Source organism: Streptomyces sp. NPDC020845 (assembly GCF_044334165.1).
Taxonomy (GTDB): Bacteria; Actinomycetota; Actinomycetes; order Streptomycetales; family Streptomycetaceae; genus Streptomyces.
Genome location: NZ_JBIRSJ010000005.1, coordinates 385837 through 410950, shown reverse-complemented (window position 1 = coordinate 410950; position 25114 = coordinate 385837). Strand labels below are relative to the sequence as shown.

Here is a 25114-nt window from a genome sequence, read left to right as displayed (position 1 = left end):
CGGGGGTGTGGCGTGTACAGCTTCTACATGTTCGAGGGCTCCTGCTGGCAAGGCGGCGGCGGTTGGGAGCACCTTGAGGTCGGCAACAACCTCGAAGAGCTCGACGCCTCGGTCGCGTACTACGTGCGCACGGGTTCGTGGGCGGCCGGCCATACGTTCGTGGTCAGGGTGTATCGCCAGGGCGAGCTGCTGGTCGAAAGGGAGCTCGACCCGTTCCTGACGGTGAAGGTTCCCGGGCTGACGGCGATGCGGTCCGCCGAGGACGGGCGAGCGCGCGGTGGCGTACCGGAGCCGGGTGGGCCGTACGACGGGATGGACGAGGGCGCCATCTGGGAAGTGCTGCCTCAGGAGATGTACGAGATCGCGTCGGAATCCCTTCAGGTCATCGAGGTAAGCGTCGACTGGGATGGCCTTGCCCTGCCGGAACTGGACGCTCCGGTGCTGCCGACAGGGGTTGGCGTTGTGCTCGACGGGCGCGAGCTGCGGTACGGCCGCAACTCGACGCTGGACGGGTGTATCTGACCTGCTGTCGGCCTTCCGTTTGTATAACCCTTAAAGGTGAGACATGGGCGTTACCGCATCCTTCCGAAGCGTCACCGCAGAGCAGTTGGGCCGCGCTAGGCAGAACCCCTCGTACGCCGCGCGTCTCCTCAACGAGACCCCGGAAGGTGACGAGACCCCGCTCGACTCGAATCTCAGCGTCCAACGCCGCACCTTCTCCATTCAGAGGTTTTCGCTCGACCTGTGGGAGGGCCTGGTCTGGGACGCGCCGGTGAACGTGTTCATGGGCGGGGACTACCTCGACTTGGACTGGGACTACGACGAGGAAGACGACGAGGAAGACGAGGACGAGGACCCCAGCCAGGCCATGGAGCTTGATCCCGACCTGATCGCCACGCTGGCCGACTGGCTGCGCGGCGTACGGTTCAGGGACGTGTGTGACGAGGCGGACGACGACGGCTTCGTCCACGACGACTACGGGTTCGTCAGTGAGCAGGATTTTGAAGAGTTCCGCACCTTCATCCTGGCGGTCGCCGAACGTGGCGAGGGTGCGCTGTTCCACTTCGGATAGCGAACCCAATGGATCACCGGACCGGCGTTGCGGGCGAACGAGGGGGAGGCAATGCGAGTCACATACGACGCTGAGGCGAATATGGCGTACATCTACCTTGTCGAGGAGATCGGTTCAGGCGAAGCCGTCCGCCAGGAAATCGCTGGGGACGACATGGCCGCAGTCCTCGATTTCGACGCGCAGGGACGGCTTCTGGGCGTCGAGCTTTTCGACGCCAGGAGCCGGTTGCACCCCGATCTCATGGCCATCGCCGAGAAAATCGGGTGAGTCGCGTCCGTTGATCAAGACGCTGATCTTTCCGAGCTGCGCGGCTATGACGGCGGGCCGATCGGGGAGACACGCGCCGCCGCCGTGGAGCCATTGACCGCCGCCCAACTCATCGGTGACGGTCTCTTGCAGCTTTCGGCGTTGGAAACGCTCGTGTTGATCGACATCAAGGTGGGCCGGTTATGGGAAGCGGCGTCAGTGGTTGAGCATGCGTATGGCCTGGCCACCAGAAGGCAGCCACGGCTATTGACACCGCAGTGGCGCGTGACACTTCTGCTCGCATCCGTGAGTCCATACGAGGAGGCTGTTCATGACCGAGTCGGAGACGATCGTTGTCGAGCGCATGGACGGCCCGGCTGCCGCGCAGGCCGAGGCGGAGTTCAGGCTCGTCTACGCAGAGGTTTTCGCGGAGGAGCCGTACGAGGAGACTCCGGACTCGGTCGATGCGAGCTTCCGGGGGTTCCGCTCACAGGTCCGCAGGGCGACCTTTCGGGGAGCCCTAGCCCGCACCATCGGCGGTGAACCTGTGGGCATCGCCTATGGCTATCCGCTCAGCCCGAGCACCGGCTGGTGGGACCGGCTCACCACACCGGTGAGCGATGAACTGCGTCGCGAGGACGGGCGGCGGACGTTCGGGCTGATGGAACTGGCCGTACGCGCGCCCTGGCGCCGCCTGGGCGTGGCCCGGCGGCTGCATGAGGCAGTCCTGGCCGAGACCACCGTGGAGCGCGTGCTGCTCAACGCGCGGCCGGACGTCGCGGCCGCGCAGGCCGCGTACCGGTCGTGGGGGTACCGCAAGGTAGGGGAGGCGCACCCGTGGGACGGGGCCGACCTGCATGACGTGATGGTCCTCGACCTGCGGGCGGACGGTTAGCCGCGAGACGGCGGGAGGGGGTGAGGGTGCAGGGGTGGCGCCCTGGACGCTTACGCATATTTGTGGCGCCAAGTTCCGGCCCGCTCCGCGTTTCCGGGCACCGGCGCCGTAAATATGCGGTCCAGGGTGACAGCCCCGGAGGCCCCGCCCCCGCACCCACCACGAACAGCAGGCGCACCACCCACACGCCCGCACCCAAGCGCGCTCAGCCCAGCAGCACGTTCCGCCAGACCTCCGGCAGGGCCGTCGCCACGTCGAACGCCGCGATGGGCGCGCCGGTGGGGCCCGTGGCGTGGCGGGCGGCGAGGCCGTGGAGGTAGGCGCCGGTGGAGGCGGCGTCGTGGGGGGAGAGGCCGGTGGCGAGGAGGGAGCCGGTGAGGCCGGAGAGGACGTCGCCGCTGCCCGCCGTGGCGAGCCAGCCGGTGCCGGTGGGGTTGACGCGTATGGGGCCGGGGCCGGAGCAGACGAGCGTGGTGGAGCCTTTGAGGAGGACCGTCGCGCCGTAGCGCTCGGCGAGGGCGCGTACGGAGGCGAGGCGGCTTCCTTCGACCTCCTCGCGCGGGACGCCGAGCAGCGCCGCGGCCTCCCCGGCGTGCGGGGTGAGGATCGTGGCGGCGGTGCGGGAGCGCAGGTCGCCGGGCGGGAGGAGGCGGAGGCCGTCGGCGTCGACGAGGACGGGGACGTCGGAGGCGAGGACGTCGTCTAGGGACTGGCGGGCGGCCGCGTCGTCGCCGAGGCCGGGGCCGACCACCCACGCCTGGACGCGGCCCGCCCTGTGGGGCGGGCCGGAGTGGACGAGGGTTTCGGGGAAGCGGGCGATGACCGCCTCGGCCGCCGGGCCGACGTAGCGGACTGCGCCCGCCCCGCCGCGCAGGGCGCCCGCGACGGCGAGGACGGCGGCGCCCGGGTAGCGGGCCGAACCGGCCACGACGCCGACGACGCCGCGGCGGTACTTGTCGCTCTCCGCGTCGGGGCGGGGGAGGAGGGCCGCGATATCGGCGTGCTGGAGGGCCTCGGCGTCGGGGACGGGCGGCAGGTGGGGGGCCAGACCGATGTCGATCAGGCGCAGCGCGCCCGCGTGTTCATGGGCGGGGTCGATGAGCAGGCCGGGCTTGTAGGTGCCGAAGGTGACGGTCGCGTCGGCGCGTACGGCGGGGCCGCGGACCTCTCCGGTGTCGGCGTCCACGCCGCTGGGCAGGTCGACGGCGACCATGGTGCCGCGTACGGCCCGGGTCAGGCGTTCGGCGTCGGGGCGCAGACCGCCCTTGCCGCCGATGCCTACGATTCCGTCCAGGACCAGGTCGGCCTGGGCCAGGGCCGCCTCGGCGGAGTCGGCAGAGGCGGGGAGCGCGCGGCCGGCCGCGTCCTGCAGCGCCCGCAGCCCGCCCGCGTGGGCGCGGTCGGGGGCCAACAGTACGGCCGTCACCCCGGCCCCGCGGCGGGCGAGCCGAGCCCCGGCGTACAGGGCGTCGCCGCCGTTGTCGCCGCTGCCGATCAGGAGGGCCACCCGGGCCCCGTAGACGCGGCCCAGCAGCCCCGCGCAGGCGGCTGCCAGGCCCGCGGCCGCGCGCTGCATGAGCGCTCCTTGGGGCAGCCGCGCCATCAAGTCCCGCTCCGCGGCCCGTACGGTCTCGACGCTGTAGGCAATCCTCATGGCGACCAGTTTCCCGGACCCTGCCCACACCCGCTGGGCGCCGCGGGCCTGAGAGACTGACGCTGATGAACGAGACACCGATGCGTGCCCGTGCCGTGGTCGATCTGGCCGCCCTGCGGGCCAATGTGCGCGCGCTGCGCGCCGCGGCGCCCGGGGCCGAGCTGATGGCCGTGGTCAAGTCGGACGCCTACGGCCACGGCGCGGTGCCGTGCGCGCGCGCCGCGCGCGAGGCGGGTGCGAGCTGGCTGGGCACGGCCACGCCCGAGGAGGCGCTGGCGCTGCGCGCCGCGGGCGACACGGGCCGGTTGCTGTGCTGGCTGTGGACGCCGGGCGGTCCGTGGCGGGAGGCGATCGAGGCGGATGTCGACGTGTCCCTGAGCGGGGTGTGGGCGCTGCGGGAGGCCGTGGCGGCGGCCCGGGCGTGCGGCCGTACCGCGCGCGTTCAGCTGAAGGCGGACACCGGGCTCGGCCGCAACGGCTGCCCGCCCGAGGACTGGCCGGAACTCGTCGCCGCCGCGCGCGCCGCCGAGGCGGAGGGTACGGTCACAGTGACCGGCGTGTGGTCGCACTTCGCCTGCGCGGACGAGCCGGGACACCCCTCGATCGCCGCGCAGCTGGAGGCGTTCCGGACGCTGCTGGCACAGGCTGAGCAGGCGGGGCTGCGCCCGGAGGTGCGGCATATCGCCAACTCGCCGGCGACGCTGACCCTGCCCGCGTCGCATTTCGACCTCGTACGGACCGGGATCGCGATGTACGGGATCTCGCCGAGCCCCGAGGTCGGCCATCCGGGCGACTTCGGGCTGCGGCCGGTGATGACGCTGGTCGCCTCGCTGGCCTCGGTGAAGCGGGTGCCGGGCGGACACGGCGTGTCGTACGGGCACCGCTACATCACCCCCGGCCCGACCACGCTCGCGCTGGTGCCGGTGGGCTACGCGGACGGGATCCCGCGGCACGCCTCGGGGACCGGTCCGGTCCTGGTCGCGGGGAAGTGGCGGACGGTCGCGGGCACGGTGGCGATGGACCAGTTCGTGGTGGACCTCGGCGGGGACGCCGCGGCGCCGGGGGACGAGGCGGTGCTGTTCGGGCCCGGTGACCGGGGCGAGCCGACCGCGGAGGACTGGGCGCGGGCGGTCGGCTCGATCGCGTACGAGATCGTCACCCGGATCTCGGCGCGTGTGCCGCGCGTTTATGTCGGCCAGGCTGAGGGCACAGGGAACTGACCATGGAAGGCGAGCGCACGGCAGAGACGGCGGCACGGGTGGCGGCGGGGGCGACGGCCGTGGGGTGGCGGCGTGGCGCGGGGTTCGCGGGCGTCGCGATCGGCGTCGTCGCGGCCGGCGCCGCCGTCGGCGTCGGTCTTGAGCGGCTGACGGTGGGCCGTGGCGTACGGCGCAAGGCGCGTCTTGAGCTGGACGCCGCGGGCCCCTTCGGCACGCTGCGCGGCGTCGTCGGCACGGCGATCGCCGACGACGGCACCGAGCTGCACTACGAAATCGAGGAGATACAGACGCAGGCGCCGGCGCGCCGCAAGCGGCTGTTCGGGCGGCGCACCCCCGCCCCGGTCACGGTGATTTTCAGCCATGGCTACTGCCTGGCCCAGGACTCCTGGCACTTCCAGCGGGCGGTGCTGCGCGGGGAGGTCCGCGCCGTCTACTGGGACCAGCGCTGCCACGGCAGGTCCGCGCGCGGCCGCGCCCAGACGGACGGCACGCAGGTCACCATCGACCAGCTCGGCCGCGATCTGAAGGCCGTGATCGAGACGGCCGCGCCCGAGGGGCCGGTGGTGCTGGTGGGGCACTCCATGGGCGGCATGACGATGATGGCGCTGGCCGCGCAGTACCCGGAGCTGGTGCGGGAGCGGGTGATCGGCGCGGCGTTCGTGGGCACGTCGTCGGGCAAGCTCAGCGAGGTCAGCTTCGGCCTGCCGGTGGTCGGGGTGAACGCGGTGCGGCGGCTGCTGCCGGGCCTGCTCAAGGCGCTGGGCTGGCAGGCGGAGCTGGTCGAACGGGGGCGGCGGGCCACGGCCGATCTGTTCGCGGGCGTGATCAAGCGCTATTCGTTCGGGTCGAAGGATGTGGACCCGGGGGTCGCGCGGTTCGCGGAGCGGCTGATCGAGGGGACGCCGATCGATGTGGTCGCGGAGTTCTACCCGGCCTTCGTCGAGCACGACAAGGCGGAGGCGCTGCCGGTCTTCGACGGGCTGCCGGTGCTGGTGCTGGCGGGCGACAAGGACCTCATCACCCCGATGGAGCACAGCGAGGCCATCGCGGAGGTGCTGCCCGGCGCGAGTCTGGTGATCGTCGAGGAGGGCGGGCACCTGGTGATGCTGGAGCACCCCGAAGTGGTGAACGGACATCTGATCGACCTGCTGGCGCAGGCGGTCGGCACGGACACCCCGCGGGCCGCGTCCGGCGGGAGCGGGAACGGCCGACGGCGCTCGGCGCGCGGATAGCCGCCCCCCGGCGCCCGGGCAGCCGCCCCATGCCGCGGTAGGCGACTTCGGTCAGGGCCCGGGTCCGAGCCGTAACATCGGCGGGTATGGACAACCCGCACGCCGACGACCCGTACGCCGCTGCCCAGCGCATCACCGTCACCTCCCCCGAGCAGATGCGGGACCTGGGGCGCAGACTCGCCAAACTGCTGCGCCCAGGCGATCTGGTGCTGCTCACCGGCGAGCTGGGCGCGGGCAAGACGACGCTGACGCGCGGTCTGGGGGAAGGGCTCGGGGTGCGCGGGGCGGTCACCTCGCCGACGTTCGTCATCGCGCGCGTCCACCCGCCGCTGGGCGACGGCCCGCCGCTGGTGCACGTGGACGCCTACCGGCTGGGCGGCGGCCTGGACGACATGGAGGACCTGGACCTCGACGTATCGCTGCCGGACTCGGTGATCGCGGTGGAGTGGGGCGAGGGGAAGGTCGAGGGGCTTTCGGAGGACCGGCTGCACGTCGTCATCGAGCGGGCGGTCGGGGACGACGCCGCGGCCGCGCCCGAGGACGTACGGGGTGTGGTGGTGACCGGGGTCGGGTCGCGCTGGGCCGGTGAGGACCTGGCGTCGCTGGCGGGCTGAGGTCCGGGCCGGGCTGAGGTTCGAGCCCGGCTGGGGTCCGGGCCGGGCTGAGGGCCGGGCGGCGACAAGATTCCGACAGGCCGTCGGCAAAATGTTGCGCGAGGGGCATCCCTCGTGGTCACATGGGACGGGAGGGCAGGTTAGGCGTGCCTAAGTTGGCCGCCTGCTGTGCCTGCTCGACCGCCCGAGGACCCTCAGGAGGCATCCATGCCGTCCCAAGAGCCCGCTGCCGAGGCGGGCCGGCGCGATGACCGGCCCCCGACGATGAGGGAGCTGCTGGCGGCCTGCGCGGCGGCGAACGCGGTGTCCACTCCGCCGGTGTCCACTCCGCCGGTGTCCACTTCACCGGAGTCCACTTCGCCGACCGCGGCGTCCGCGGAGGACTCCGCGTGCGAGGGGGAGGACGAGCGGCGGCGCGACGCGGCGTAGGCGGAGCGATCGGTCAGGCGATGACGACGACCTTCGTGCCGGCCTGTGCGAACTCCCACATCGCCGTGGCGTCCGCGCGGCTCTCCCGGATGCCGCCGGTCTTCTTCGCCGCGCTCGTGTCGGGGGCCGAGCCGTCGACCGCCGCGCTGAAGCCGAAGACGACTCCGTCTTCCGTGTCGAAGACGACGACGTGTTCGATCTGTACCCCGTCCGAGCCGATCGTGCTCGGCACCCGCGAGGTGACCTCGTACGTCCCCGGGCTCGGGCTCGCCGTGCTGGGGGAGACCTCGAAGGTGCGGGTCGGCTGCTCATTGGCGCCCACCAGCCACACCCGCCGGTCCTCCAGCGCGTACACCACGCGCAGCCCGGTGCCGGAGTCGCCCGGCAGCGCGGTGGACTTCTTCTCGCCGTCCTTGTCCTTGCCCTTGTCCTTCGGCTTGGACTTGGAGTCGCCCGCCTGTGAGTCGTGCCGGGAGTGGGCGGGGCGGTCCGGAGCGGTGGCCGCGGCCTGGTAGGTGAGGACGCCGACGCCGCCGAGTGCGGCGGCGGTGAGCGCTGCCACGACGGTCCCGGTGCTGCTCCTTGGCACGGCTTGCCACCCTCTCCTCAGGTCCGGATCTCCCTGTCGCCGCGGGCCCGCCGCGAGGAGGACCGCGGTGGCCGTGGGGACAGGGGGCAAGCCGACCGTAGCACCGGCGCGCGGGTGCGCAGTGTCGTGCACGCTCTGGCTCGTGCACCGTCTACGCCACAGTTGTGCGCTCCCGCCCGTGCTCCCGCTCCCGTACGGCCGCCGTAGGCTGTCCTCGTGCTGTTGCTCGCGCTTGACACCGCTACCCCCGCCGTCACCGTCGCCCTGCACGACGGCACCGCCGTCCTCGCCGAATCGCGTCAGACCGACGCGCGGCGCCACGGCGAGCTGCTGCTGCCCGCCGTCGACCGGGTGCTCGCCGAGGCGGGCGCCGCGCTCGGCGAGGTGACCGATCTGGTCGTGGGCGTCGGGCCCGGGCCGTACACCGGGCTGCGGGTGGGCCTGGTGACGGCGGCCACCTTCGGGGCGGCCCTCGACATCCCCGTGCACGGGCTGTGCACGCTCGACGGGATCGCGTACGCCGCCGGGCAGGCGGGCCTCACCGGTCCCTTCGTGGTGGCCACGGACGCGCGGCGCAAGGAGGTCTACTGGGCGCGGTACGAGGACGCCCGCACCCGCGTGACCGAGCCCGCCGTCGACCGGCCCGCGGACCTCGGGGAGCGGGTCGCCGGGCTGCCGGCCGTCGGCGCGGGCGCCCTGCTCTACCCGGACGCCTTCGGGGACGTACCGGCCGGAATGCCCGAGCACCAGTCGGCGGGGGCGCTGGCGGCGCTGGCCGCCGAGCAGCTCGCGCGCGGCGCGGAGCTGCTGCCCAACCGGCCGCTGTACCTGCGCCGACCGGACGCCCAGGTGCCCGCCAACTACAAGGTGGTCACGCCCCGGTGACCCCCGGCACACCCCAGACCCCGGGCACACCCCGGACCCCGGTGGTGCACATCCGCGAGATGCGCTGGTGGGACATCGAGCCCGTGCTCCGGCTCGAAGCGGACCTCTTCCCCGACGACGCCTGGTCGCCCGGCATGTTCTGGTCCGAGCTCGCCCATGCGCGCGGCCCGGCGGCCACCCGCCACTACGTGGTCGCCGAGACGGGCGGCCGGCTGGTCGGCTACGCCGGGCTCGCCGCCGTCGACCGCACCGGGGATGTGCAGACCATCGCCGCCGCCCGCGACCACTGGGGCACCGGGCTCGGCGCCCGGCTGCTGACGAACCTCATCACGGCCGCCACCGCCTTCGAATGCCGTGAGGTGCTTCTGGAGGTGCGCGTCGACAATCTGCGTGCGCAGCGCCTCTACGAGCGCTTCGGCTTCGAGCCCATCGGCATCCGCAAGGGCTACTACCAGCCCGGGAACGTCGACGCGCTCGTGATGCGCCTGACCGATCCGGCGCCCCCGACGTCCGTCGGCCCGCGTCCGGCTTCCGTATCGCCGTCCTCCGTACCAGCAGGCCCCGTACAAGGAACGAAGACCTATGGCTGACGAACCGCTCGTACTCGGCATCGAGACCTCCTGCGACGAGACCGGCGTCGGCATCGTCCGCGGCCACACCCTCCTCGCCGACGCCGTCGCCTCCAGCGTCGACGAGCACGCCCGCTTCGGCGGCGTGGTCCCCGAGGTCGCCAGCCGGGCGCATCTGGAGGCGATGGTCCCCACCATCCAGCGCGCCCTCAAGGAGGCCGGGGTCGCCCCCTCCGACCTGGACGGCATCGCGGTCACCGCCGGGCCCGGGCTCGCGGGCGCGCTGCTGGTCGGCGTCTCGGCCGCGAAGGCGTACGCGTACGCGCTGGGCAAGCCGCTCTACGGCGTCAACCACCTCGCCTCGCACATCTGCGTGGACCAGCTGGAACACGGCCCGCTGCCCGAGCCGACGATGGCCCTGCTGGTGAGCGGCGGCCACTCCTCGCTGCTCCTCGCGCCCGACATCACCTCCGACGTCCGCCCGCTCGGCTCGACGATCGACGACGCGGCGGGCGAGGCGTTTGACAAGATCGCCCGTGTGCTGAACCTCGGCTTCCCCGGCGGCCCGGTCATCGACCGCATCGCGCGCGAGGGCGACCCGGACGCGATCGCCTTCCCGCGCGGGCTGACCGGCCCGCGCGACGCCGCGTACGACTTCTCCTTCTCCGGTCTCAAGACCGCCGTGGCCCGCTGGATCGAGGCCAAACGGGCGGCGGGCGAGGACGTGCCGGTCGCCGATGTCTCGGCCTCCTTCCAGGAGGCGGTCGTGGATGTGCTGACCCGCAAGGCCGTACGCGCCTGCCGGGACGAGGGCGTCGACCACCTGATGATCGGCGGCGGCGTGGCCGCCAACTCCCGGCTGCGCGCGATGGCCGAGCGCCGCTGCGAGGACGCGGGCATCACGCTGCGCGTGCCCAGGCCCAAGCTGTGCACGGACAACGGCGCGATGGTCGCGGCGCTGGGCGCCGAGATGGTGGCGCGCGGGCGGGCCGCGTCGTCCTGGGGCCTGTCGGCGGACTCCTCGCTGCCGGTGACCGATCCGCATGTCCCGGCCCCCGCCGGGCACGACCACGATCACGACCACGAACACGTACATGACCACGATCACGTGCACGAGCTGAGCCGGAAGAACCTCTACGCATGACCGTCGCCCTGATGTGGGAGGCGCGGGCCGTCGACGGCGGCGGCGAGCGGCTGCTGTCCTGGGCCCGCCGCCAGGAACTCGACCCCGCGCCGCTGCGCCGTGAGACCTTCCGTGCCCCCGCGGACCGCGTGCTGGTCATCACCTGGTGGGACGCCCCGTACGACGCCGAGCTGCCCGAACTGCCCGAGCCCGGGGAGGACTTGGTGCGCCGGGCGGTGCACCGCTGGCGGTTCGAGTCGGTCGCGTACGACGGTCCGGTCGGGTCGGGAGCGCCCGTCGAGCCCGTCGAGCCCGTCGAGCCCGTCGGATCGGCCGTGTCCGTCGAGCCCTCCGCGCCCGAGGTGTGAGCCGCGTGCCGGGCTCCAGCCTCCCGTCCCCGCCCGACCCCGCCTCGGGCAGACCGTCCCCGCCGGCCGGGCGGGCCGACCGCCTCGCCGAGCGGGCAGAGGTGCTGCGGGAGTTGGTCCCGTCGTATCTGGCGCGGCGGCGGGCGCTGCTGCTGTGGCTGGCGGCGGGGCTGGTCGCGACGGGGTGGGCGGCGATCTGGGTGGGGTGCCGCTATGTGGTGATGGACGATGTGGTCAGCGTCGTGGTGGGCGCCTTCTTCCTGGCCGTGGCGGTGGGGCTGGTGGTGCCCTCGACGCTGGCCGTGGCCTCCGGCGTCCGTGACGACCTGGAGGCGCGCGAACGGCTGCGCGCCTGGGCCGGGTCGGCGCGGGACCGGGACTCCCTGGCCCTGTGGCACTCCCCGGGCCGCGCCCTCTTCTGGCTGCTGCCGTCTCTCGTGCTGTGCTGCTTCGGCGCGGCCTCGACGGCCGTGGCGGCCGCGGACGGCTCCGCCCGGACCCTGGGGTTCGCCCTCGTCGCCGCGGGGACGGGAGCGCTGGGGATGGCCAAGGCGGTCGGCTACTACCGCCTGGTCAGCCGCGAACTCACCCCCGCGCCCGGAGAACCTGAGGAGCCCGAAGAACCTGAGGAGCCCGAAGAACCTGAGGAGCCCGAAGAGCCCGGAGGGCTTGAAGAGCCCCAAGGGTGCGAAGAGCCCGAGGTGCCCGAGGAGTTCGAAGCGGGCCCAGCGGGCGGTCGGCCGGACGACATGCGCTGAGCGCCCGGCCTTGGTGGGCGCCTCTCGGGGAGGGTCAGGCCGCGGGCTCCGGATCGTCGTCGCCGTCAGCGGCTTCCAGGGGGTGCAGCCCGTGCTGCCCCTCCGGTGACTTCTGGAGCGCCTGGAACCGCTTCAGCAGGTCCAGATACCGGGGGTCGGGGTCCGCCCCCTGTGCCTTCGTCGCCTCCTCGACGGCGTTCAGCATCTGCCTGATCCGTACCGCGTCCATGCTCACATCGCGCTGCAGCTTCTTGTAGGCGGTGGCCGCGGGCCCCTTCCCGTCCTTGTCGACGGACTCGACCAGGAGGTTCAGCCGTTCGATCTTCGTTTCGACGTAGCTCTGCATCCCCTCCAGGTCTTTGATCAGGCTTGTCAGATCCTGATCCGATACGGACAGTTTTTCTTTGCCCATGCCCCCTGCCACCCTCTCATCCGCCCATTAGCGGGATGATCGTGCCATGGGCGGGGGCCTGCGCGGCCCCGTAGGAGGGATTACGTCGTCAATTGGGCGCGGTCGGGCGGCCGAGCAGCCCGTCCACGAGGGCGCGCAGCTGGTCCGTGACGTCGTACGCGTCGGTGATGGCCTGCCAGCGCCCGCCCAGCGCGGCCAGCCGTGGCAGCTCGGAGGCGTCCAGCTCGGAGAGCATGTCGGGGAAGTGGGGCCGCCGTTCCGGGTCCTGGGAGCGGCCGGCGAGGGCCGCCTGGAAGGTGAGCGTGCCCAGGACGTAGTGCCACAGGGTGCGGTAGGCGTGCACGGCCTGGCGCTCGCTCAGCCCGCAGGCCATGGCCGAGTCGACGATCTCCTCGACGATCCACAGCGCGTGTCGGTCGGTGAGCTCGCCGAGGCTGAGCACTTCCACCGCCCACGGCAGCTCCCGTAGCGCCTCGTACATGTGGCGGGCCGTCACATACACCCGCTCGCGCGGCTCCTCGGGCAGCTCGGGGCGGGGGAGCGTCTTGGAGACGCCGGTCAGGACGAGGATCAGCAGCTCGTCCTTGTCACGGACGTGGCGGTAGAGGGCCATCGGCGTGGAGCCGACCTCCTTGGCCAGCCGCCGCATCGACAGGGCCGCCGTGCCCTCCTCTTCGAGGATGCGGCGCGCGGTGCCGACGATCGTCTCCAGCTCCAGCCGACGGGGCCGCCCGCCGCCCCGTCTGCCCTCGGCCCGCGCCCCGCTCGTGCCACCCGCCGTATCGCCTGCCGTATCGCCCGCCGTGTCGCCCGTCTCGCTCGTCACCGCCTCATTGTCCACCCGAGGCATCGCCTTTCGAGTTTGTGTACGCGTATACTAACTTCCCTGGCCTTGGGGGACCGAGAGGGAGGCAGCTCATGAACGACCGTGCGGGACACGCCCGCCTGGTGCTCGCGGTGGCGCTCACCGTGCAATTCGTCGTGGCTCTGGACATGTCGGTGGTCAATGTCGCGCTGCCCGATATGCGCGAGGACCTCGGCTTCACACCCGACGCCCTGCTGTGGGTCGTCAACGCCTACGCACTCGCCTTCGGCGGGCTGTTGATGCTCGGCGGGCGGCTCGCCGACATCGTCGGCCGGCGGGCGACGCTGATGGGCGGGCTCGCGCTCTTCGGTGCCGCCAGCCTCGGCGGCGGCCTGGTGGGATCGCCGGGCGCGCTGATCGCCGCCCGCGCGGTCCAGGGCGTCGGCGCTGCCGCGCTCGCGCCGGTGGCCTTCACGCTGATCACCGTGGCCTTCCCGGCGGGGCCCGCGCGCTCCCGGGCGCTGGGGCTGTGGGGCATGGCCGCGGCGGCGGGCGGGGCGGTCGGGGTGCTGGTGGGCGGGGTGCTCACCGAATGGGCGGGCTGGCGCTCCGTTCTGCTGATCAACGTGCCGATCGTCGTCCTCGCGCTGGCGGCGGCCCGGGCCGCGGTGGAGCCCGACCGGCGCGAGGGCCCGCGGCCCCGGCTCGATGTCGCCGGGGCGCTGCTGGGCACCTGCGGTATGACGGCGCTGGTGCTCGCGCTCGTACGGACCCAGACCTATGCGTGGGGCTCGGCGACGACGCTGGGCACGCTGGGCGCGGCGCTGGTGCTGCTGGCCGCGTTCGTCGTGGTCGAGCGCCGGGTGGAGCGGCCGCTGCTGCGGCTCGGGCTGCTGGGGCGGCGGCCGGTGCTGGCCGGGAACCTCTTCGTCCTGCTGCTCTTCTCGGGCCAGTTCGGGGCCTTCTACTTCGCCTCGCTGTATATGCAGCAGATCCTCGAATACGGATCGATCGCGACCGGGGCCGCGTTTCTGCCGTTCTGCGCCGGCAACGTGATCGGGTCGCTCGTCGCCACCCGCGCCGTCGCCCGGCTCGGCGTGCGGACGCTGCTGGTCGGCGGCGGGCTGCTGGGGGCGGCCGGAATGGGCTGGTTCGGGCTGGCGATCGGCGTGGACGGCGGCTTCGCCGACTCGGTGCTCGGCCCGTCGCTGGTCGCGAGCGTCGGCGTCGGCCTGTGCGTCGTCCCGCTCGGGACGGCGGCCACGACGGGCGTGCCGGCACCGGAGATGGGCATGGCCTCGGGCCTGGTCAACAGCTCGCGGCAGATCGGGGGTTCGCTGGGGCTCGCGGTGCTGGCGACGGTGGCCGCGCATGCGGCGGGCGGTGACGATCCACGGTCCCTCGCGAGCGGCTACGCCACGGCCTTCGGCGTCTCGGGCGCGCTGCTGGCCGTGGCCGCCCTGAGCGCGGCGCTGCTGCTCCCGGGGCGGGCGCGGGGCGAGGAGGCCGCGACGGGTGCCGCGACGGGTGCTTCGGCGGGAGCCGCGGCGGGTGCTTCGGCGGGCGCCGCGACGGGTGCTTCGGCGGCGCCGGATGTGTCCGGCGTTCTGGGCAGCGACGGCAAGGTCACGGCGGCGCCAGCCGATCGAACTCGCCGGCCTTGATGCCGGCGAGGAGCGAACCGAGCTTCGCAGGGGTGGTGATCACGACTCTGTCGGGGTCATCGCTCTCGCGGAGCGCTATGTCATCGCCCATGGAGGCGACCTCGACGCAGGCGTCTCCTTCGCCCTGGCCGGAGTAGGAGGACTTCTGCCAGTTGATGGTGCACATTCCCTTTGCCTGTTGCCTTGCCTGTTGCCTTCATCTGAGGCGTCGCGCGACGGCGTGTACGAGGTCCCGCGACTCCTCGACGGGTAGGGCCACTTCCACGGTGTGGTCCAGGACCCCTCGGTACTTCCGCAGCTGTGACTCCGCGTCCAGGAACATCGAGCCGAGCGCCGAGTCGAACTGCACGGTGTCCAACTGGGGCACGGGCCCCGAGGCATAGGTGACCGTGGAACCGGCGACCGGGAATCCGTCCGTGACGAGCGGGATGACGCGTACGGTGACGTTCTCGCGCTCCGACGCCTCCAGCAGCCGCTCCAGCTGAGCCCGCAGGACCCGGGTCCCGCCGAACCGGGTGTGCAGGGCGGCCTCGTGGATGATGAAGCTGCACAGTGGAGGGGCGTCCCGGTCCAGGATGTCCCGGCGCTTCATCCGGTGGGAGAGCCTGCGGCGCAGCTCCGGCGGTGACCATGGCGGCACGGCCTGGCCCATCACCGCCTGGGCGTACTCCTCCGTCTGCAGCAGCCCCGGGATGTGGATGAGTCCGACTACGCGCAGGCTCACCGCGTAGTACTCCATTTCGGCCAGGTCGAGTCCGCCGGTGGCGATCAGGCCCCGGTACTCCTCCCACCAACCGCCCTTGCGCTCATGGGTCATGGCGGCGAGGGCGTCGATGTACGCGGTGTCCGGGCAGGCGTAGATGGCGGCGAGGGTGCGTACCCGCTCCTCGCTCACCCCGAACCGGGCCAGCTCCAGATTGGTGATGTGGGTCCGGTTGATGCCGAGCCGGTCGGCGGCCTCCTGGATGCTGAGGCCCGCGTCCTCCCGCATCCTGCGCAGCTCGGTGCCCAACCGCTGTTGCCGGGCGGTTGGGGCGCTCCTGGGTGGCATGTTCCTCCCATACGTGTCACCCTCGCGGGCTATTTGTCGGGGAAATTCAACGAATCCGTAGCACTTGTTTGCAGCGCTGTCCTACGGTAGGTGGTGTCGCCGCTACGAAGCGTTGATCATCGTAACGGTACGCGCACCAACGGCCCCGTCGCAGGGAGTTGACGTTGACATTGGGACCCGACCACGAGCCTGACGACAGTCCTGCGGGCAGTTCGCCCTCCCCGGGCCCCGAAGAGCCGTACGTGTACACGCTGCAGAGCACCCGCCGGGCCACCTCACCCAAGATCTGCCGGGATTTCGTCGCCTGCGTACTGAACTCCGTGGGCCATGAAGACCTCGTCGAGACCGCGACCGCCTGCACCTCGGAGCTGGCCACCAACGCCTATCTGCACGCCGAGGGCGACTCCCTGATGCTGCGCGTGATGATCGAGCAGCCGCGGCTGCGCATCAGCGTGTACGACGCGAGCAGCGAGCTCCCCACCGGTGCGTATCTCCCGGAGGGCGACCGGATGTACGGGCGCGGCCTGGGGGTGGTCGCGGCGCTGGCCGACGAGTGGGGGACGGCGGACGGGGACCCGGCGGGGATGTACGCCAAGGGCGTCTGGTTCGAGCTGCGGACGAGGGGCGGGGGCGCGACGCCCTAGACCTGCGCCGGGTGTCCCAGCAGCATCGTCGGGGCGCCGCCGACCCGGGTCAGGAAGACCGTGCAGGAATTCACCCCTTCGAGGCGGAGCTTCTTCCGCAGTTCCTCCGGCTCGACCGCCGAGCCCCGCTTCTTCACCGTCAGGACGCCGACCTTCCGCTCGCGCAGCAGAGCCTTGAGCTTCTTGAGGTTGAAGGGCAGCACATCCGTGATCTCGTACGCGTGGGCGTACGGCGTCGGGCGCAGATCGTCCGCCGTGACGTAGGCGATGGTCGGGTCGATGAGGCGGCCGCCGATCCGGGCGGCGACGTCCGCGACCAGGTGCGCGCGGATCACCGCGCCGTCCGGCTCGTACAGCCAGCGGCCGACCGGCCCCGGCTCGGGGTCCGGCAGCAGCGGGGTGCCGAGGAGGGAGTGGCGGTTCGGGAGCAGCGTGGCGCGGCGCATGCCCGGTCGGGCGGTGCCGAACCACAGCAGGGCCTCCTTCACATCGCCGTGGTCCGAGATCCACTCGGCCTCGGCGTCCTCGGGGACCGCCTCGTGCGGGATGCCCGGGGCGACCTTGAGGGCCGCGTGCGGGGCCGTACGGGCGGCCTGGACGGCCCAGGACAGCGGCGGGGAGTACGCCTCGGGATCGAAGACGCGGCCGCGCCCGCCACGCCGGGCGGGGTCCACGAAGACCGCGTCGTATCCGGAGGTGTCGGTCTCGGTGACGTCCGCGTGGCGCACCTCGATGAGCTCGGCCAGGCCCAGGGCCTCGGCGTTGGCCCGGACCACCGCGCAGGTCAGCGGGTCCCGGTCGACGGCCAGGACGGGGATGCCCGCGCGGGCGAACGCGACCGCGTCGCCGCCGATGCCGCAGCACAGGTCGGCCACGCGGCGCACGCCGAGCTCGACGAAGCGGTCGGCGCGGTAGGCGGCGACGGAGGCGCGGGTGGCCTGTTCCACGCCGTTGGGCGTGAAGTACATGCGGTGGGCGTCGCCGGCGCCGAACTTCGCGGCCGCGCGCTGCCTCAGCCGCGCCTGGGTGAGGGCCGCCGAGACCAGGCCCGCGGGGTGGGCGCGGCGCAGCCGGGTCGCCGTGGCGAGCTCTCGCGCCGGGTCGTAGTCCTGGAGCTCGCGGAGCAGTGCCTGCCCTTCGTCGCGGAGCAGTGAGTCGAAGGCGTCAACGTCCACGTCGCCCATTCTCCTCGCTCCAGCGAGCGCGTTCGCGACACCCGGCTGAAGATCGCTTATGTGATGATGATCAAGAATGGCCTTACTGGCCTTTCAAGGTGTTTCGTATTGGTCGCGGCCGCGGCTCTGCTCGCGGGCTGCTCGGATGTCGACGGAGCCGGTGCCGGGACCGCGCGGGTGGACAAGGGCTCGGGCGCCGCATCGTCTTCGCCGTCCTTCACGTCGTCGTCCGGGTCGGGGACCCACGCCCCAGGCGCGGGCCACGACTCGCCCCATGTGTCGGACTCGGGCTCCGGTTCCGGCCTGCCCTCGCCCTCCGCCGCGGCTCCGGACGGCTACCACCGCTGGGGGCTCGACGGGCCGCTGGAGACGGCGCCGCCGCCCTCGGCCAAACCGGCCCTCGTACCGCCGGCCGCGGGCGCGCCCGCCGGGCCGCCGATCATCGACCGTGTGCCGACCCGTGAACCGGTCGTCTTCGTGACCATCGACGACGGCGCCGAGAAGGACCCGGCCTTTCTGCAGCAGGCCCATGACCTGGGGCTGCCGTTCACCGGCTTTCTGACGGACGACGTGGTGGCCGGCGACTACGGCTACTTCGACAAGCTGCGCCGGCTCGGCAACGGGATGCAGAACCACACGCTCACCCATCCGAGGCTGCCCGATCTGGAGTACGAGCATCAGGTCTACGAGATCTGCGGCCAGCAGGAGACCCTCACCCGCCAGTTCGGCACCCGGCCGTATCTCTTCCGCCCGCCGTACGGGGCGGTCGACGACGACACCGTGCGCGCGGCGGCGACCTGCGGGGTGCGGGCGCTCGTGATGTGGTCGGCCGAGATGAAGGCCGGCGGTCTTGAGTACGCGGCCGGCGACCGGCTGCACTCCGGCGACATCATCCTGGCCCACTTCCGCGGCCCCGCCCAGCAGGAGGGGCGGACGATGACCGATGTGATGACCTCGCTGCTGCGGGAGATCCAGTCGCAGGGCTTCGCCGTGGCGCGGCTGGAGGACTATCTCTGAGGGACGTCCGCGGGCCGCCTGAGGGGCACTGCCGGGGCACCTGAGGGGCACTGCCGGGGCGCCTGAGGGGTGCCTGAGGGGCGCCGCGTCACCCCGCCGCTTTGGCACTCTGGTTGACTGAGTGCTAACCGCGTCATAATGTCGTGGCTGGCACTCGGCATCGATGAGTGCCAAACACAGCGACGGGCAGGTCCGGCACCCGCGACGACGGATCCACCTGGTCGCCACCTCAGACAGTTAACCCCGTGAGATCTCCGAAGGGGGAGGTCGGATCGTGACGACCGCCAGCTCCAAGGTTGCCATCAAGCCGCTCGAGGACCGCATTGTGGTCCAGCCGCTCGACGCCGAGCAGACCACGGCTTCTGGCCTGGTTATCCCGGACACTGCCAAGGAGAAGCCCCAGGAGGGCGTCGTCCTGGCCGTGGGCCCGGGCCGCTTCGAGGACGGCAACCGTCTCCCGCTCGACGTCTCCGTCGGCGACGTCGTGCTCTACAGCAAGTACGGCGGTACCGAGGTGAAGTACAACGGCGAGGAGTACCTCGTCCTCTCGGCTCGCGACGTCCTCGCGATCATCGAGAAGTAAGTCACCGAAGTTTTGCCTGTGAGCCGCGCCCCGGTGCCCCTGTCCCATACCGGGGCCGGGGCGCGGTTCGTTCGAGAGGACATACGCAACCCATGGCGAAGATCCTGAAGTTTGACGAGGACGCCCGTCGCGCCCTCGAGCGCGGCGTCAACAAGCTCGCCGACACCGTCAAGGTGACGATCGGCCCCAAGGGCCGCAACGTCGTCATCGACAAGAAGTTCGGCGCTCCGACCATCACCAACGACGGTGTCACCATCGCCCGTGAGGTCGAGGTCGAGGACCCGTACGAGAACCTGGGCGCCCAGCTCGTCAAGGAGGTGGCGACCAAGACCAACGACATCGCGGGTGACGGCACCACCACCGCCACCGTGCTGGCCCAGGCGCTGGTCCGCGAGGGCCTGCGGAACGTGGCCGCAGGCGCCTCCCCGGCCGCCCTGAAGAAGGGCATCGACGCGGCCGTCAAGGCGGTCTCGGACGAGCTGCTGGCCACCGCCCGCCCGATCGACGAGAAGTCCGACATCGCCGCCGTCGCCGCGCTGTCCGCCCAGGACAAGCAGGTCGGCGAGCTCATCGCCGAGGCGATGGACAAGGTCGGCAAGGACGGTGTGATCACCGTCGAGGAGTCCAACACCTTCGGCCTGGAGCTCGACTTCACCGAGGGCATGGCCTTCGACAAGGGCTACCTGTCTCCGTACATGGTCACCGACCAGGAGCGCATGGAGGCCGTTCTCGAGGACCCGTACATCCTGATCCACCAGGGCAAGATCGCCTCGATCCAGGACCTGCTGCCGCTGCTGGAGAAGGTCATCCAGGGTGGCAGCAAGCCGCTGCTGATCATCGCCGAGGACGTGGAGGGCGAGGCCCTGTCCACCCTCGTCGTCAACAAGATCCGCGGCACCTTCAACGCCGTCGCGGTGAAGGCCCCCGGCTTCGGCGACCGCCGCAAGGCGATGCTCGGCGACATGGCCGCCCTCACCGGCGCCACCGTCGTCGCCGAGGAGGTCGGCCTCAAGCTCGACCAGGTCGGCCTGGACGTGCTGGGCACCGCCCGCCGCGTGACCGTCACCAAGGACGACACCACCATCGTCGACGGCGGCGGCAAGTCCGAGGACGTCACCGGCCGGATCGCCCAGATCAAGGCCGAGATCGAGGCCACGGACTCCGACTGGGACCGCGAGAAGCTGCAGGAGCGGCTGGCCAAGCTGGCCGGCGGCGTCTGCGTGATCCGGGTCGGCGCCGCCACCGAGGTGGAGCTCAAGGAGAAGAAGCACCGTCTGGAGGACGCCATCTCCGCGACCCGCGCCGCGGTCGAGGAGGGCATCGTCTCCGGTGGTGGCTCCGCGCTCGTCCACGCCGTCAAGGTGCTGGAGGACAACCTCGGCAAGGAGGGCGACGAGGCCACCGGTGTCGCGGTCGTCCGCCGCGCCGCGGTCGAGCCGCTGCGCTGGATCGCCGAGAACGCGGGCCTTGAGGGCTACGTCATCACCTCCAAGGTGGCCGAGCTCGAGAAGGGCCACGGCTACAACGCGGCCACCGACGAGTACGGCGACCTGGTGAAGGCCGGCGTCATCGACCCGGTCAAGGTCACCCGCTCCGCCCTGGAGAACGCGGCGTCCATCGCCTCCCTGCTGCTCACCACCGAGACGCTGGTGGTCGAGAAGCCGGCCGAGGAGGAGCCGGAGGCCGCGGGCCACGGCCACGGTCACTCGCACTGACGCGCCCACCGCGCACTCCACGCACGGCGCGGTCACCCCTCGCGGGTGGCCGCGCCTGATGCGTTCCGGGGCGGTTTCAGGCCTGGGGGTTCTGGTCTGGGGGTCAGCGTCCCTCGGGCTATTCCTTGGACTGTCCCTTCGGCTGTCCTTTGGGGGGCCGTCCCACGTTCGACGAGACGACCGAGACCGCCGCCCGCGGCGCGATCTTCGCCAGCCCCGTCATGGCCTTGTACCGCGGATCGGGGATCGACAGTGCCTTGCCCCGTGCGAAGTCCTTGAGCGCCGCCGTCACCAACCGGTCCGCGTCCAGCCACATCCAGCTCGGCACGCTGTCCGGCTTGATCCCGGCCCGCGCGTGGAACTCGGTCCGTACGAACCCCGGGCACAGCGCCATCAGCCGCACCCCCGAGCTCGCCAGGTCCCGCGCCGCGCCCTGGGTGAACTGCACGACCCAGGCCTTGCTGGCCCCGTACGTGCCGCGCGGGAAGAACGCCGCGATCGAGGCGACGTTGATCACCCCGCCGCGCCCACGGGCCCGCATGGTCTCGGCCGCGGCGGTGGTGAGCCGCAGGACGGCCTCGCAGTGCACCTTCATCATCCGCAGCTCATCCGCCAGGGACACCTCGAGATAGCGGCCCTTGTTGCCGAACCCGGCGTTGTTGACGAGCAGATCGATCGGGTGCTTGCGGTCGCCCAGGCGCGCCTCGACCGCCGCGATGCCGTCGTCCTCGGACAGATCGGCCCGCAGTACGTCCGCCTCCACCCCGTGGCGGTCGTGGAGGTCGGCGGCCTGTTCGCGCAGCCGCTTCTCGTCCCGAGCCACCAGCACCAGGTTGTGCCCGTCCGCCGCGAGCCGGCTCGCGAAGGCGGCGCCGATGCCCGCTGTGGTTCCCGTAATCAACGCAGTCGTCATACGCGCACGTTAGCGGCCATGGAGGGGGTCGGAGCGCACACGTCCGGATCAGTTCTTCGATGTGATGGAAAGAGTTCCGGTGAAAGAACGCGCGGATTCCCGCAGTTCGGGGTGGAGCGCGTCGCCCGCGGCCAGCACCCGCGGCAGCAGGGCGCGTTCGGTGGTGGCGGCGCGGAAGGTGAAGCCGACGGTCACCTCGTGGTCGGGACGGTGCACGATCTCGACCGGGTCCCCGGCGCGTATCTCGCCCGGCTCGAGGACCCGCAGATACGCGCCGGGGACGGCGGCCTGAGTGAACCGCTTCACCCAGTGCTCCTCGCCCAGCCAGGACGCGAAGGTCCGGCACGGGATGCGCGCGGAGGCCACTTCGAGCAGCAGGTCGGGGCCGATCCGCCAGCGCTCGCCGATCCGGGCGCCGGTCACGTCGAGGCCCTGGGTGGTGAGGTTCTCGCCGAAGACGCCGTTCGGCAGCTCGCGGCCCAGCTCGCACGCCCAGGCGTCCAGGTCCTCGCGCGCGTAGGCGTACACCGCCTGATCGTTCCCGCCGTGGTGGCGGGTGTCGCTGACCATATCGCCGACGAGTCCGCTCCCGGCCTCGCCCTTGCGGCCCGGGGCCACCACCCGCACCGGCCCGTCGGCGGGGCGCTTGTCGATACCGGTGCCGCCGGAGGGGGCGTCGGTGTACTCGACCGGCATGAGGCGGCCGACGTTCACGGTGAGCACGGTCGCGGTCGGCGGGTGCGCGGGCCCGGCCTCGGGGATGCGGGTCATGACAGCACGCTAAGGGACCGCGGCGGCGCGGTTCAAAGGTGTTTCGGCCCTCGGTTCCGCCGGTTCCGCTGGTTCCGCCGGTTCCGCCGGTTCCGCTGGTTCCGACGGTCCGCTGGTTCAGGCCTTTCCGGCTTTCGGTTCGAGCTTCAAAGCATCGACCAAAGCATCGCCGCGATATTCGAGGTCGTATCCAAGGGTCGCTTATACTCGAAGCATGATCGAGCCTCGTCATCTGAGGGTGCTGCGCGCCGTGGCCGCCACGGGCTCCTTCTCCGCGGCCGCCCGTGAGCTGGGCTGCACCCAGCCCGCCGTCAGCCAGCAGATGAAGGCCCTCGAACAGTCCACGGGCACGCCGCTGCTGATCCGTACGGGCCGGGAGATGCGGCTGACGCAGGCCGGCGAGGCGCTGGTGCGGCACGCGGCGGGGATCCTGGCCGGGCTGACCGCCGCCGAGGAGGAGGTCGCCGCGATCGCCGGGCTGCGGGCCGGCCGGGTGCGGCTGGCGTCCTTTCCCAGCGGCAGCTCGACGCTCGTGCCGACCGCGCTCGCCGAGATGCGCAAGGACTACCCGGGGACCCGCGTCTCGCTGGTGGAGGCCGAGCCGCCGCGCTCGGTGGAGCTGCTGCGCGCGGGCGACGTCGAGATCGCCGTGGCCTTCCGCTACCCGGAGGTCGAGCCGGCGGTGGCGGACGCGGAGGAGCTGATCGCTCCGGCCGAGGGCCCGTGGGGCAAGGACGACCTGGTCGTACGGCCGCTGCTGAGCGACCGGCTGGTGGGCGTGGTGCCCGAGGGGCACCGGCTGGCGGGGGCCGGTGCGGTGGGCATCGGGGAGCTGGCCGAGGAGCCGTGGATCGCGGGCTGCCCGCGCTGCCGCAGGCATCTGGTCGATGTGTGCGAGGCGGCGGGCTTCACGCCCCGGATCGACTTCGCGACGGACGACTATCCGGCGGTGATCGGGCTGGTGGCGGCCGGTCTTGGGGTGGCGGTGCTGCCGGAGCTGGCGCTGGAGTCCGTACGGGCCAAGGGCGCCGCGATGGTGGCGGTGGAGCCGGCCGTGCGGCGGGAGGTCGTCGCGCTCACCCTGCCGGACCTCGCCCGGGTCCCGGCGGTGGCGGCGATGCTGGAGCGGCTGGAGTCGGCGGCGCAAGGCGAACCGCGGCCGTGACGGGCGGCTGAATGGCGATTCGGAGGCAGGCCTGGGCGGACGGCAGCGGCGGCCGAGCCCTCAGAAGGAGGCTCCGCGGTCGGTGCCGATACGTTTCTTCAGAATTGTGGCGATCGCGGGCGCGATCAGGCGCCGGGAGCTCCGGCGCCCGAGGTGGCCACGGCCCGGTGGCGTGCCCGCCCCATGAGCTCCTCGCGTTCGTCCTCGGTCAGTCCGCCCCACACGCCGTACGGCTCACGAACCGCCAGCGCGTGCGCCGCGCACTGCGCGCGTACGGGGCATCGCATGCACACCTCTTTGGCTGACATCTCGCGTGCGCTGCGGGCAGCGCCGCGCTCTCCCTCCGGATGGAAGAAGAGCGAGCTGTCGACCCCGCGACACGCGGCCAGCAGCTGCCAGTCCCACAGGTCGGCGTTCGGACCGGGAAGACGGGAGAAATCTGCCATTGCCTTATCTCCTCGAAGCGATCTGGTGCGGACGCTGCGTCCTGGGTCGTACACCTACTGTGTAAGTAGATGTAAATATGACTCATTGCGAATCTAGCCACAGAGACCGGCAAATTGGAAGCAAGGTCGCCAAATGCCATCGAAGAGGGCGAAAGTCGGGGTGGGGCGTGGCGGCTGCGATGAAGCAGCTCTGTGTCCGTTCCCTCACGTAGAGTGTCGAAGGTGGCCGCTGGACCCCGTAACTCTTTCGGGTGACCGTCGTTGAGAGTGCGGAGGCGGTTGATGGGTAAAGCTCTCGGACGGATGTCCGAGGCTGTCAATCGCACAGGTGACGATATGTACCAGCCTGGAGGCTCAAGGTGACGCGCATCAGCTGCGGAGGGCGGTCATGACATCCGTCCTCGTCTGCGACGACTCCCCGCTTGCCCGAGAGGCGCTGCGCCGTGCGGTGGCGACCGTGCCCGGCGTCGAGCGTGTGACGACGGCGGCCAACGGCGAGGAAGTCCTCCGCCGCTGGGGGGCCGACCGTTCGGATCTGATTCTGATGGACGTGCGGATGCCCGGCCTCGGCGGTGTCGAGACCGTGCGGCGGCTGCTCTCGGCCGACCCCGGCGCCCGGATCATCATGCTCACGGTCGCCGAGGACCTGGACGGCGTCGCGCTGGCCGTGGCCGCCGGCGCCCGTGGCTATCTGCACAAGGACGCCTCGCGCGCCGAGCTGCGCGCCACCGTGACGCAGGCGCTCGCCGACCCGACCTGGCGGCTGGCCCCGCGCCGGCTGCGCTCCGCCGAGATGGGCGCGGCGCCCACGCTCACCGCCCGTGAGATCCAGGTGCTGGAGGGCATGAGCCACGGCCGGTCCAATGCGGAGATCGGCCGTGAGCTGTTCCTGTCCGAGGACACCGTCAAGACGCACGCCCGACGGTTGTTCAAGAAACTCGGCGCCTCGGACCGGGCACACGCGGTGGCGCTCGGCTTCCGCTGGGGCCTGGTCCGTTAGACCGGATAAGAGCCCAAAACAGGGGGCCGACGGTCCCCGCCCGTCGGGTGGCGGGCGGGGCGAAGGGCGGCGGCTTATGTTGGTTCGCCGGGCGATGCC

The 25114-nt window shown here is 72.0% G+C and carries 29 protein-coding genes and 1 pseudogene; 20 read left to right on the top strand and 10 right to left on the bottom strand.

Annotated elements, in window-relative coordinates; all coding sequences use genetic code 11:
• Positions 1-12 precede the first annotated feature (12 nt).
• The 4 genes from ACH4U7_RS14855 to ACH4U7_RS14840 all read left to right on the top strand — a co-directional run bounded on the left by ACH4U7_RS14855 (position 13) and on the right by ACH4U7_RS14840 (position 2213).
• The gene (locus ACH4U7_RS14855; protein ID WP_398528339.1) at positions 13-522 is read left to right on the top strand and encodes a hypothetical protein; all 510 of its coding nucleotides are present in this window, start codon (positions 13-15) and stop codon (positions 520-522) included.
• A 43-nt stretch (positions 523-565) separates the two neighbouring features.
• Positions 566-1072 carry a hypothetical protein gene (locus ACH4U7_RS14850; protein ID WP_398528338.1) on the top strand — a complete coding sequence of 169 codons (507 nt, stop codon included), beginning with the start codon at positions 566-568 and terminating at the stop codon, positions 1070-1072.
• Between the two features lie 51 nt (positions 1073-1123).
• Positions 1124-1339, top strand: a complete 216-nt coding sequence (locus tag ACH4U7_RS14845; RefSeq protein WP_398528337.1) for a DUF2283 domain-containing protein — start codon at positions 1124-1126, stop codon at positions 1337-1339.
• Positions 1340-1649: 310 nt separating this feature from the next.
• A complete protein-coding gene (locus ACH4U7_RS14840) occupies positions 1650-2213 on the top strand; it encodes a GNAT family N-acetyltransferase (RefSeq protein ID WP_398528336.1) in 564 nt (187 codons plus the stop codon).
• A 205-nt stretch (positions 2214-2418) separates the two neighbouring features.
• On the opposite strand, the gene ACH4U7_RS14835 is transcribed toward ACH4U7_RS14840, so the two are convergent.
• Positions 2419-3867, bottom strand: coding sequence for an NAD(P)H-hydrate dehydratase (locus ACH4U7_RS14835; protein ID WP_398528335.1), 1449 nt, complete (start codon positions 3865-3867; stop codon positions 2419-2421).
• 65 nt (positions 3868-3932) lie between these two features.
• On the opposite strand from ACH4U7_RS14835, the gene alr reads away from it, so the two are divergent.
• The 4 genes from alr to ACH4U7_RS14815 all read left to right on the top strand — a co-directional run bounded on the left by alr (position 3933) and on the right by ACH4U7_RS14815 (position 7362).
• Entirely contained in the window at positions 3933-5087 is a 1155-nt protein-coding gene (alr, locus tag ACH4U7_RS14830) for an alanine racemase (protein ID WP_398528334.1), read from the top strand.
• A 2-nt stretch (positions 5088-5089) separates the two neighbouring features.
• A complete protein-coding gene (locus tag ACH4U7_RS14825) occupies positions 5090-6319 on the top strand; it encodes an alpha/beta fold hydrolase (RefSeq protein ID WP_398528333.1) in 1230 nt (409 codons plus the stop codon).
• Between the two features lie 86 nt (positions 6320-6405).
• Positions 6406-6933, top strand: a complete 528-nt coding sequence (gene tsaE, locus ACH4U7_RS14820) for a tRNA (adenosine(37)-N6)-threonylcarbamoyltransferase complex ATPase subunit type 1 TsaE (protein ID WP_398528332.1) — start codon at positions 6406-6408, stop codon at positions 6931-6933.
• Positions 6934-7140: 207 nt separating this feature from the next.
• Positions 7141-7362, top strand: a complete 222-nt coding sequence (locus tag ACH4U7_RS14815) for a hypothetical protein (RefSeq protein ID WP_398528331.1) — start codon at positions 7141-7143, stop codon at positions 7360-7362.
• Positions 7363-7375: 13 nt separating this feature from the next.
• Here ACH4U7_RS14815 and ACH4U7_RS14810 read toward each other — a convergent pair whose 3' ends face one another.
• On the bottom strand, positions 7376-7951 hold the full coding sequence (locus ACH4U7_RS14810; protein ID WP_398528330.1) for a hypothetical protein: 576 nt from the start codon (positions 7949-7951) through the stop codon (positions 7376-7378).
• 216 nt (positions 7952-8167) lie between these two features.
• Here ACH4U7_RS14810 and tsaB point away from each other — a divergent pair, with 216 nt between their 5' ends.
• From tsaB to ACH4U7_RS14785, 5 genes and pseudogenes are all read left to right on the top strand, one after another.
• The gene (tsaB, locus tag ACH4U7_RS14805) at positions 8168-8836 is read left to right on the top strand and encodes a tRNA (adenosine(37)-N6)-threonylcarbamoyltransferase complex dimerization subunit type 1 TsaB (protein ID WP_014178821.1); all 669 of its coding nucleotides are present in this window, start codon (positions 8168-8170) and stop codon (positions 8834-8836) included.
• A gap of 59 nt (positions 8837-8895) precedes the next feature.
• A complete protein-coding gene (rimI, locus tag ACH4U7_RS14800; RefSeq protein WP_398528529.1) occupies positions 8896-9426 on the top strand; it encodes a ribosomal protein S18-alanine N-acetyltransferase in 531 nt (176 codons plus the stop codon).
• Positions 9419-10549, top strand: coding sequence for a tRNA (adenosine(37)-N6)-threonylcarbamoyltransferase complex transferase subunit TsaD (tsaD, locus tag ACH4U7_RS14795; protein ID WP_358705994.1), 1131 nt, complete (start codon positions 9419-9421; stop codon positions 10547-10549). The genes rimI and tsaD overlap by 8 nt, the downstream gene beginning before the upstream one ends.
• Positions 10546-10791 (top strand): annotated as a pseudogene (locus ACH4U7_RS14790) (hypothetical protein); the annotation flags it as partial. The gene tsaD and the pseudogene ACH4U7_RS14790, both read left to right, overlap by 4 nt.
• A gap of 110 nt (positions 10792-10901) precedes the next feature.
• Positions 10902-11654: a hypothetical protein gene (locus ACH4U7_RS14785; RefSeq protein ID WP_398528329.1), complete on the top strand. Its 753-nt coding sequence runs from the start codon at positions 10902-10904 to the stop codon at positions 11652-11654.
• 34 nt (positions 11655-11688) lie between these two features.
• Here ACH4U7_RS14785 and ACH4U7_RS14780 read toward each other — a convergent pair whose 3' ends face one another.
• A complete protein-coding gene (locus ACH4U7_RS14780; RefSeq protein WP_398528328.1) occupies positions 11689-12066 on the bottom strand; it encodes a hypothetical protein in 378 nt (125 codons plus the stop codon).
• An 88-nt stretch (positions 12067-12154) separates the two neighbouring features.
• Positions 12155-12907 (bottom strand): TetR/AcrR family transcriptional regulator, encoded by a 753-nt coding sequence (locus ACH4U7_RS14775; protein WP_398528327.1) that lies wholly within the window; start codon positions 12905-12907, stop codon positions 12155-12157.
• Between the two features lie 77 nt (positions 12908-12984).
• Between ACH4U7_RS14775 and ACH4U7_RS14770 the strand changes: the two genes are divergently transcribed.
• Positions 12985-14535 carry an MFS transporter gene (locus ACH4U7_RS14770; protein WP_398528326.1) on the top strand — a complete coding sequence of 517 codons (1551 nt, stop codon included), beginning with the start codon at positions 12985-12987 and terminating at the stop codon, positions 14533-14535.
• Here the strand turns inward: ACH4U7_RS14770 and ACH4U7_RS14765 are convergent.
• The gene (locus ACH4U7_RS14765; RefSeq protein WP_385613982.1) at positions 14498-14701 is read right to left on the bottom strand and encodes a DUF397 domain-containing protein; all 204 of its coding nucleotides are present in this window, start codon (positions 14699-14701) and stop codon (positions 14498-14500) included. The genes ACH4U7_RS14770 and ACH4U7_RS14765 overlap by 38 nt on opposite strands.
• Positions 14702-14731: 30 nt before the next feature.
• Complete coding sequence (locus ACH4U7_RS14760) at positions 14732-15586, bottom strand: Scr1 family TA system antitoxin-like transcriptional regulator (RefSeq protein WP_398528325.1); 855 nt, start codon at positions 15584-15586, stop codon at positions 14732-14734.
• A 164-nt stretch (positions 15587-15750) separates the two neighbouring features.
• Between ACH4U7_RS14760 and ACH4U7_RS14755 the strand changes: the two genes are divergently transcribed.
• Positions 15751-16230, top strand: coding sequence for an ATP-binding protein (locus ACH4U7_RS14755; RefSeq protein WP_398528324.1), 480 nt, complete (start codon positions 15751-15753; stop codon positions 16228-16230).
• Here ACH4U7_RS14755 and ACH4U7_RS14750 read toward each other — a convergent pair.
• Positions 16227-17414, bottom strand: coding sequence for an SAM-dependent methyltransferase (locus ACH4U7_RS14750; protein ID WP_398528323.1), 1188 nt, complete (start codon positions 17412-17414; stop codon positions 16227-16229). The genes ACH4U7_RS14755 and ACH4U7_RS14750 overlap by 4 nt on opposite strands.
• 99 nt (positions 17415-17513) lie before the next feature.
• On the opposite strand from ACH4U7_RS14750, the gene ACH4U7_RS14745 reads away from it, so the two are divergent.
• From ACH4U7_RS14745 to groL, 3 genes are all read left to right on the top strand, one after another.
• Positions 17514-18422, top strand: a complete 909-nt coding sequence (locus ACH4U7_RS14745; protein WP_398528322.1) for a polysaccharide deacetylase family protein — start codon at positions 17514-17516, stop codon at positions 18420-18422.
• Between the two features lie 274 nt (positions 18423-18696).
• Positions 18697-19005, top strand: a complete 309-nt coding sequence (groES, locus tag ACH4U7_RS14740; RefSeq protein ID WP_014178834.1) for a co-chaperone GroES — start codon at positions 18697-18699, stop codon at positions 19003-19005.
• Between the two features lie 92 nt (positions 19006-19097).
• Complete coding sequence (groL, locus tag ACH4U7_RS14735) at positions 19098-20720, top strand: chaperonin GroEL (RefSeq protein WP_398528321.1); 1623 nt, start codon at positions 19098-19100, stop codon at positions 20718-20720.
• Between the two features lie 118 nt (positions 20721-20838).
• Here groL and ACH4U7_RS14730 read toward each other — a convergent pair whose 3' ends face one another.
• Positions 20839-21633 (bottom strand): SDR family NAD(P)-dependent oxidoreductase, encoded by a 795-nt coding sequence (locus ACH4U7_RS14730; RefSeq protein WP_398528320.1) that lies wholly within the window; start codon positions 21631-21633, stop codon positions 20839-20841.
• Between the two features lie 48 nt (positions 21634-21681).
• The gene (locus ACH4U7_RS14725) at positions 21682-22404 is read right to left on the bottom strand and encodes an MOSC domain-containing protein (protein ID WP_398528319.1); all 723 of its coding nucleotides are present in this window, start codon (positions 22402-22404) and stop codon (positions 21682-21684) included.
• 214 nt (positions 22405-22618) lie between these two features.
• Here ACH4U7_RS14725 and ACH4U7_RS14720 point away from each other — a divergent pair, with 214 nt between their 5' ends.
• A complete protein-coding gene (locus ACH4U7_RS14720; RefSeq protein ID WP_398528318.1) occupies positions 22619-23569 on the top strand; it encodes a LysR family transcriptional regulator in 951 nt (316 codons plus the stop codon).
• Positions 23570-23694: 125 nt separating this feature from the next.
• Here the strand turns inward: ACH4U7_RS14720 and ACH4U7_RS14715 are convergent, their stop codons facing one another.
• Complete coding sequence (locus tag ACH4U7_RS14715; protein ID WP_398528317.1) at positions 23695-24015, bottom strand: WhiB family transcriptional regulator; 321 nt, start codon at positions 24013-24015, stop codon at positions 23695-23697.
• A 388-nt stretch (positions 24016-24403) separates the two neighbouring features.
• Here ACH4U7_RS14715 and ACH4U7_RS14710 point away from each other — a divergent pair, with 388 nt between their 5' ends.
• Positions 24404-25015, top strand: a complete 612-nt coding sequence (locus ACH4U7_RS14710) for a response regulator transcription factor (protein WP_003948568.1) — start codon at positions 24404-24406, stop codon at positions 25013-25015.
• Positions 25016-25114: the final 99 nt, after the last annotated feature.

Bases quoted from the DNA above. Each gene is read 5' to 3' on its own strand.
- ACH4U7_RS14845 (WP_398528337.1), top strand. From the start codon at position 1,124: ATGCGAGTCACATACGACGCTGAGGCGAATATGGCGTACATCTACCTT.
- alr (WP_398528334.1), top strand. From the start codon at position 3,933: ATGAACGAGACACCGATGCGTGCCCGTGCCGTGGTCGATCTGGCCGCC.
- ACH4U7_RS14715 (WP_398528317.1), bottom strand. From the start codon at position 24,015: ATGGCAGATTTCTCCCGTCTTCCCGGTCCGAACGCCGACCTGTGGGAC.
- ACH4U7_RS14780 (WP_398528328.1), bottom strand. From the start codon at position 12,066: ATGGGCAAAGAAAAACTGTCCGTATCGGATCAGGATCTGACAAGCCTG.
- rimI (WP_398528529.1), top strand. From the start codon at position 8,896: ATGCGCTGGTGGGACATCGAGCCCGTGCTCCGGCTCGAAGCGGACCTC.
- ACH4U7_RS14725 (WP_398528319.1), bottom strand. From the start codon at position 22,404: ATGACCCGCATCCCCGAGGCCGGGCCCGCGCACCCGCCGACCGCGACC.
- ACH4U7_RS14825 (WP_398528333.1), top strand. From the start codon at position 5,090: ATGGAAGGCGAGCGCACGGCAGAGACGGCGGCACGGGTGGCGGCGGGG.
- groL (WP_398528321.1), top strand. From the start codon at position 19,098: ATGGCGAAGATCCTGAAGTTTGACGAGGACGCCCGTCGCGCCCTCGAG.
- ACH4U7_RS14815 (WP_398528331.1), top strand. From the start codon at position 7,141: ATGCCGTCCCAAGAGCCCGCTGCCGAGGCGGGCCGGCGCGATGACCGG.
- ACH4U7_RS14760 (WP_398528325.1), bottom strand. From the start codon at position 15,586: ATGCCACCCAGGAGCGCCCCAACCGCCCGGCAACAGCGGTTGGGCACC.
- tsaE (WP_398528332.1), top strand. From the start codon at position 6,406: ATGGACAACCCGCACGCCGACGACCCGTACGCCGCTGCCCAGCGCATC.
- ACH4U7_RS14730 (WP_398528320.1), bottom strand. From the start codon at position 21,633: ATGACGACTGCGTTGATTACGGGAACCACAGCGGGCATCGGCGCCGCC.
- ACH4U7_RS14750 (WP_398528323.1), bottom strand. From the start codon at position 17,414: ATGGGCGACGTGGACGTTGACGCCTTCGACTCACTGCTCCGCGACGAA.
- ACH4U7_RS14835 (WP_398528335.1), bottom strand. From the start codon at position 3,867: ATGAGGATTGCCTACAGCGTCGAGACCGTACGGGCCGCGGAGCGGGAC.
- ACH4U7_RS14770 (WP_398528326.1), top strand. From the start codon at position 12,985: ATGAACGACCGTGCGGGACACGCCCGCCTGGTGCTCGCGGTGGCGCTC.
- ACH4U7_RS14840 (WP_398528336.1), top strand. From the start codon at position 1,650: ATGACCGAGTCGGAGACGATCGTTGTCGAGCGCATGGACGGCCCGGCT.
- tsaD (WP_358705994.1), top strand. From the start codon at position 9,419: ATGGCTGACGAACCGCTCGTACTCGGCATCGAGACCTCCTGCGACGAG.
- ACH4U7_RS14765 (WP_385613982.1), bottom strand. From the start codon at position 14,701: ATGTGCACCATCAACTGGCAGAAGTCCTCCTACTCCGGCCAGGGCGAA.
- ACH4U7_RS14720 (WP_398528318.1), top strand. From the start codon at position 22,619: ATGATCGAGCCTCGTCATCTGAGGGTGCTGCGCGCCGTGGCCGCCACG.
- ACH4U7_RS14850 (WP_398528338.1), top strand. From the start codon at position 566: ATGGGCGTTACCGCATCCTTCCGAAGCGTCACCGCAGAGCAGTTGGGC.
- ACH4U7_RS14710 (WP_003948568.1), top strand. From the start codon at position 24,404: ATGACATCCGTCCTCGTCTGCGACGACTCCCCGCTTGCCCGAGAGGCG.